The organism is Arthrobacter sp., assembly GCF_031179985.1.
In the GTDB taxonomy this organism is placed as follows: domain Bacteria; phylum Actinomycetota; class Actinomycetes; order Actinomycetales; family Micrococcaceae; genus Arthrobacter.
Map to the genome: position 1 here is coordinate 83,843 of NZ_JAPSHJ010000014.1, position 6,222 is coordinate 90,064.

6 protein-coding genes are annotated in these 6,222 nt (G+C 61.1%); 3 read left to right on the plus strand and 3 right to left on the minus strand.

All coding sequences use genetic code 11. From position 1 onward, the window contains the following. Window positions 1-79: 79 nt before the first annotated feature. Window positions 80-1,330, minus strand: coding sequence for a histidine kinase (locus RIN13_RS09090; protein ID WP_309107009.1), 1,251 nt, complete (start codon window positions 1,328-1,330; stop codon window positions 80-82). A gap of 165 nt (window positions 1,331-1,495) precedes the next feature. On the opposite strand from RIN13_RS09090, the gene RIN13_RS09095 reads away from it, so the two are divergent. Next, a complete protein-coding gene (locus RIN13_RS09095) occupies window positions 1,496-1,876 on the plus strand; it encodes a DUF485 domain-containing protein (protein WP_309107019.1) in 381 nt (126 codons plus the stop codon). Further along, entirely contained in the window at window positions 1,873-3,489 is a 1,617-nt protein-coding gene (locus tag RIN13_RS09100; protein WP_309107010.1) for a cation acetate symporter, read from the plus strand. Before RIN13_RS09095 ends, RIN13_RS09100 begins: the two co-directional genes overlap by 4 nt. Before the next feature lie 107 nt (window positions 3,490-3,596). On the opposite strand, the gene RIN13_RS09105 is transcribed toward RIN13_RS09100, so the two are convergent. Both RIN13_RS09105 and RIN13_RS09110 read right to left on the minus strand, forming a co-directional pair. Further along, window positions 3,597-4,001, minus strand: a complete 405-nt coding sequence (locus RIN13_RS09105; RefSeq protein ID WP_309107011.1) for a hypothetical protein — start codon at window positions 3,999-4,001, stop codon at window positions 3,597-3,599. Window positions 4,002-4,530: 529 nt separating this feature from the next. Then, entirely contained in the window at window positions 4,531-5,007 is a 477-nt protein-coding gene (locus tag RIN13_RS09110; RefSeq protein WP_309107012.1) for an Lrp/AsnC family transcriptional regulator, read from the minus strand. A 197-nt stretch (window positions 5,008-5,204) separates the two neighbouring features. Here RIN13_RS09110 and pdhA point away from each other — a divergent pair. Continuing rightward, a partial coding sequence (pdhA, locus tag RIN13_RS09115; protein ID WP_309107013.1) for a pyruvate dehydrogenase (acetyl-transferring) E1 component subunit alpha occupies window positions 5,205-6,222 on the plus strand: 1,018 nt, incomplete at its 3' end.

Sequence of the window (6,222 nt, forward strand, 5' to 3'; positions counted from 1 at the left end):
GGTAGTGGGCGCCGGTGGCCCCAGCGACAGTGCAACAGGAACGGTAGAAATGGCGGGCTGGCGGGTTCGCGAATGGAGTTCAAGCGTCGTGGTGGGGTTGGGATTTTGGAATCCGCATGGTGATCAGGGTTCCTTCCCCGGGAGCAGTCTCGATCACCAGGCCGTTGTCCTCGCCGTAGACCTGGCGAAGCCGGGCGTCCACGTTGCGGAGCCCTACATGATCGCCGTCGGTGTGGCCCGCGAGCATGGACCTCAGTTCGTCCGGATCCATTCCGACCCCGTCGTCCTCGATTGTCACTTCGGCGAAAGCGCCGGAGTCATGGGCAGTCAGCGATATGTGGCCCGGCCCTTCCTTCGCTTCAAGCCCGTGCCGGACGGCGTTCTCTACCAGCGGCTGCAGGCTCAGGAACGGAATCACTGTGCTCAGCACTTCCGGCGCGATCTGCAGGCTTACCTGGACCCGGTCACCGAACCTTGCCCGTTCCAGGAGCAGGTATCGGTCAATGCACCGCAGCTCTTCCGCGAGAGTGGTGAAATCCCCGTGGCGGCGGAAGGAATATCGGGTGAAGTCAGCGAACTCCACCACCAACTCCCTGGCCCGGACGGGGTCGGTGTTGATGAAGGAGGCGATGGCGTTGAGGGAGTTATAGATGAAGTGAGGGCTGATCTGCGCACGAAGGGCCCGCACTTCGGCTTCCATGAGAAGGGTCCGGGAGGCATCGAGCTCTGCCAGTTCCACCTGAGTGGCCACCCATTCCGCCACCTCGCCGGTTGCCCGGACAAGCCCTGATCCGGCGGACGGAGCGAACGCAGCAACCGCTCCTACAACCCTGCCGCCGGCCTTGATAGGCGCTATGACGGCGGCAAGCTCTGTTGCTTCGATGTCATTGTTTTTGACCCTGTTCCGGCCTTTACTGCTCGCTCCCGCCTGAGCTGCCGCCTCCACAGTCAGGAGTTCTCCGGCAGGTACGACGGCGGTGCGCCCGCCGGTCAGGACGTCAGCCGCCCGGGCCATCAGGTGGGGCTTCAGCTCCTCGGCTCCGCCATCCCAGGCCAGAACTCCTGACGTGTCGGTGATGGCCAGCGCCTCACAACCCAGCAGGCTCCGCAGCTGGCGGCTTGCTTTGGCCGCTCCGGATGGGGTCAGCCCGGTTCTCAAATGCTGCCCGGCGCGGGAGGCCGCATGGAGTGTTTTGTAGGTTGCCCGTTCAGCGTCACTGCCCAACTCCCGGAAGGAGCGCAACACTTTCAGGCCAACGCCCACGACGACGGCAATGGTCAAGGCGATCACGGCAATTGCGGCGACGGTATAGAGGGGAGAGTCCGGCATGGTGCCAGCGTAACCGCCGTTTGTCGCAGCATCGCAACCGTTGGGCGACGGATGGGGTACTGGCTCTGGAAGGCCGGCATGGTCACGGGGCACAGTGATTGCAGTCACATTGGCCGGGGGAATCTGGAACCGGTGTGGATGAGCAAGTCTCAACGAGGAGGAATGATGGGTAACGACGCCCAAACACCGGATACAGCGGAGTCCGTGGACTTCAAGGAAGTCCAGTCGACGGAGCGGTTCCAGGAACTGCGTAAACGTCACCGTAGCTTTGTTTTCCCCATGGCCATTGCGTTTCTGCTGTGGTATTTCGCCTACGTGCTGCTGGCCGACTACGCAGTGGGCTTTATGTCCACGAAGGTCTGGGGCAACATCAACATCGGCCTTATCCTGGGCCTGCTGCAGTTTGTGTCCACTTTTGCCATCACGGGCTGGTACGTCAGCTACTCCAACCGGAAGCTGGATCCGATTGCCGCGGAAATCCGCCAGGGCATTGAAGGCCACGAATTCGATAAGGCAGGCAACCCTGTGAGCGGAGCAGTGAAATGATCGGAATTCCGTCTGCGGTGAACGTTGCCGCCCTCAAGGACACCACCCTGCTGAACATGGCGATCTTCGGCCTGTTCGTAGCGGTCACCATGGTCATTGTTTTCCGGGCCAGCCGCAACAACAAGACGGCGGCGGACTACTACGCTGCCGGGCGTTCGTTCAGCGGATCCCAGAACGGGACTGCCATCGCCGGCGACTACCTGTCCGCCGCTTCCTTCCTTGGAATTACCGGGGCCATCGCCATCAACGGCTACGACGGCTTCATGTACTCCATCGGCTTCCTTGTTGCCTGGCTCGTGGCACTCCTGCTCGTGGCCGAACTGCTTCGCAACACCGGCAAGTTCACCATGGCCGACGTCCTGTCCTTCCGGCTCAAGCAACGTCCCGTCCGCATCGCAGCCGCCATTTCCACACTCGCTGTGTGCTTCTTCTACCTGCTCGCGCAGATGGCAGGAGCCGGAAGCCTGATTTCCCTCCTGCTGGGCATCAGCGATTGGGGCGGACAGGCTCTGGTGATCATCGTTGTCGGCGCCCTCATGATCATGTACGTCCTGATCGGGGGGATGAAGGGCACCACCTGGGTCCAGATCATCAAAGCGATCCTGCTGATCGCCGGCGCCGGTGTCATGACCTTGTGGGTTCTGTCCATTTACGGCTTCAATCTCTCCAACCTGCTTGGTGCTGCCGTGGAGACCGCCAACAATCCCAACGTGTTGAACCCGGGCCTTCAGTACGGTAAGTCGGAGACTTCCAAGCTCGACTTCATGTCCCTCGGGCTTGCCCTCGTGCTGGGCACGGCAGCGCTTCCCCACGTTCTCATGCGCTTCTACACCGTCCCCACGGCCAAAGAGGCCCGCAAATCGGTGGTCTGGTCCATCTGGCTTATTGGCCTTTTCTACCTGTTCACCCTGGTCCTGGGCTATGGCGCAGCCGCCCTCGTGGGGGCAGACACCATCAAGTCCGCACCCGGCGGTGTCAACTCTGCGGCTCCACTGTTGGCCTTCCACCTTGGCGGCCCGCTGCTGCTGGGCTTCATCTCCGCTGTAGCGTTTGCCACCATCCTCGCGGTGGTTGCCGGTCTGACCATCACTGCGGCGGCTTCGTTCGCCCATGACATCTACGCGAGCGTCATCTCCAAGGGCAAGGCCGACGCCGACACTGAGGTGAAGGTTGCCAGGCGTACCGTAGTGGTCATCGGGGTGATGGCAATTGTGGGCGGTATCTTCGCCAACGGCCAGAACGTGGCGTTCCTTGTGGCGCTCGCCTTCGCAGTGGCCGCCTCCGCAAACCTGCCCACCATCCTTTACTCCCTGTTCTGGCGCAAGTTCACCACCCAGGGTGCCGTGTGGAGCATGTATGGCGGGCTCGGCTCGGCAATCATCCTGATCATTTTCTCGCCGGTTGTTTCCGGCGGAGCGACCTCGATGATCAAGGACGCAAACTTTGCGATCTTCCCCTTAAGCAACCCCGGCATTGTTTCCATCCCGCTGGCCTTCTTCCTCGGCTGGCTTGGAACAGTCCTTGACAAGCAGCGGGAAGACACCACAAAGCAGGCCGAAATGGAGGTCCGCTCCCTGACGGGGGTCGGCGCAGAGAAGGCAACCAACCACTAGCCCCTAACTGCTGACGACTTGAATCGACAGGAGCTCCCGTGCACATGCGCGGGAGCTCCTGTCGATTCTGTTATTTGCTTGACTCTGGTGCTAGTCAGGGGTTCGCCTCATTCCACGGGCTCTATCCAGACACTGGTCAACTTGAGCTGGTCCTTTCCCTCAAGAAAGTACTCAAACTCGAGGTCCTGAGCATCGCAGGCCAGCACACCCCAGACCTCGGCATACTTTGTTCCGTCCACTTTGTACGAATCCACAAAGTCATACGAAGGCTCGCAAGAAGCGTCAAGTTCGAGCTCCTGGTGGCCTGCGATGAAGTCCTCCTTGGAGACTTCCTGCTGGAATGAGGAATCAAGGTAGTTGTCATAGGCGTTATCCGTCTCACCAGAAACCATCAGCCTCGTAAAATCGTCGGCCACGTCTTTGGCCTGGTCACTGGTAGCGCCCAGAACGTTGACCAACAGCACCACCCCCGCTGCTACCAGGAGCACAACGCCGCCCACACTCCCGAGCACAATCCACAGCGCCTTTTTGCTGCTGGCCGGGGGTGGCGGCCACTGGGTTTGGGACTGGGGGTAAAAGGGCTGCCCTGGGAACTGGGATTGCGGCCAGCCCTGCTGTGGATAAGGGGGCTGCGGCGGGGATCCTGGGACGGATGGTTGTTGCCAGCCCTGCTGTGGATAAGGCGGCTGCGGGGATGGTTGTTGCCAGCCGTGTTGCGCGTATGGGACCTGTCCCCGGAATCCGGGGACGGGCGGTAGCTGCCCGCCCTGCTGCCCGCCCTGTTCCGGATGCGGCTCAGGGGGAAGCTGTCCCGGGTCCTGCTCCGGCGATCGGCGGGCATAAGGGCCGGGTTGTTCAAATTGCGGAGGATTGCTCAAGAGGGTGCCTTTCCGGCAGCCTTTTGCGCCACTGCCTGGTGTTCAAGGAGCCGGGGCGGTCCATGGATACGACGAAAGTCAGCCTATAGCCAGGACACCTGCCCACGCGGCTGTTTCAGGCTGCAGTGCCCGCGTCTTTGTAACTTCCGGCTCTGCAATACCGCTAAGTGGATTCCGCCGAATCCCGTTCAAGCAGTGGCTGGATCCGGAAAGGAATCAGCTCGCCCATCGCCAAGGCTGTGTCGGTCCGGTCCACACCCTCGCAGGACAGGATCTTCCCGTTGATCCTGAACAAGTCCTCGGCGTCAACCGCTACAACACGAAGGAACAGGTCCGCCGAACCCGTGAGTCCATGCCCTTCAAGGATTTCAGGGATCGCGGCCAGATCAACCGCAAGCTGTTTCAACTTCTGCTGCTGCACGTGGACTGAGATAAAGGCCATCAACGGATAACCAAGCGATACAGGATTGATGCGCCGTTCGAAGGAGAGGAAGACGTGCTTTTTCTCCAGTTGCGCCATGCGGGCCTGGACGGTGTTCCGGGAGAGACCAAGTTTTTGCGCGAGCGCCACTACTGTCCGCCGTGGATCGCGTGCCAAGGCAGAAAGCAGGCGGGTATCAGTGCCATCCAAAGCTTGCATAATGCGCAACGTTAGCACGGTGCCAACGCTCCAGACAGTGCACAATGCTCAGTTCAAATTGAAGTGGTTGTACCGCATGAACATTGTGAGTATGGTCACAATTATCCGGGGCAACGGGGCCCGGCGGGCTGGCGTGCACAGGAACCACGAGTTCCTGGAGCCGCCGGTCACACGACGTCAGAAGGTTGCGTGCAACTATGAACGCAGACGATTTGAGCCAGGGCGGCACCACCGCAGCTGGCCCGGATAACTGGGCAAACCATCACTATCGGACCGGTGGGAACCTGGTCCAGCTGATAACCCCCGGCGGTGAACGCGTCAGCCATCCTGAATACGATGTCTGGGTCAAGGACGTCACCGACGAACAGCTTGCCTCGCTCTATGAGGACATGGTTGTCATCCGCCGCATCGACACCGAGGCCACAGCGTTGCAGAGGCAAGGTGAATTGGCCCTCTGGCCGCCGCTTGCCGGGCAGGAAGCCTCCCAGATCGGCTCGGCCAGGGCACTTCGCGACGACGATTTCGTCTTCTCCAGCTATCGGGAAAACGGAGTGGCATACTGCCGGGGAGTGGACCTGAGCGACATCGTCCGGGTGTGGCGGGGCAACGCATCCTCAGGCTGGGATCCCTACGCCATCAACATGGCCACACCCCAGATCATCATCGGTGCACAAACACTCCACGCAACCGGTTATGCGCTGGGGATTCAGCACGACGGCGCGGACAGCGTTGCAATGGCCTACTTCGGCGACGGCGCAACGAGTGAGGGCGACGTCAACGAAGCCATGGTCTTCGCTGCCAGCTTCCAGGCACCCGTCATTTTCTTCTGCCAGAACAACCACTGGGCCATCTCAGAGCCGGTGGGCCTGCAGTCCCACATTCAACTTGCTGACCGTGCAACAGGGTTCGGAATTCCCTCCGTCCGCGTGGATGGAAATGATGTGCTCGCCGTGATGGCGGCAACCAGGGAAGCACTCGAAAGAGCACGGCACGGCGGAGGGCCCTCGTTCATTGAGGCAGTTACCTACCGCATGGGCCCCCACACCACAGCCGACGATCCCACCCGCTACCGTGACGCCAACGAACTTGAGGACTGGGCCGCGAAGGACCCCATGGCCCGCGTCAGGTCACTTCTGGAACGAAGGGAATCCTGGAGCGAAGAGCTGGAAGCCCGGGTCGCAGCCAAGGCTGATGCCGTGGCCCAGGAGATGCGCA

What these genes read in the sequence shown, in the direction of transcription:
- RIN13_RS09090 (WP_309107009.1), bottom strand. Translation starts at nt 1,330, where the DNA reads ATGCCGGACTCTCCCCTCTATACCGTCGCCGCAATTGCCGTGATCGCC.
- RIN13_RS09095 (WP_309107019.1), top strand. Translation starts at nt 1,496, where the DNA reads ATGGGTAACGACGCCCAAACACCGGATACAGCGGAGTCCGTGGACTTC.
- RIN13_RS09100 (WP_309107010.1), top strand. Translation starts at nt 1,873, where the DNA reads ATGATCGGAATTCCGTCTGCGGTGAACGTTGCCGCCCTCAAGGACACC.
- RIN13_RS09110 (WP_309107012.1), bottom strand. Translation starts at nt 5,007, where the DNA reads ATGCAAGCTTTGGATGGCACTGATACCCGCCTGCTTTCTGCCTTGGCA.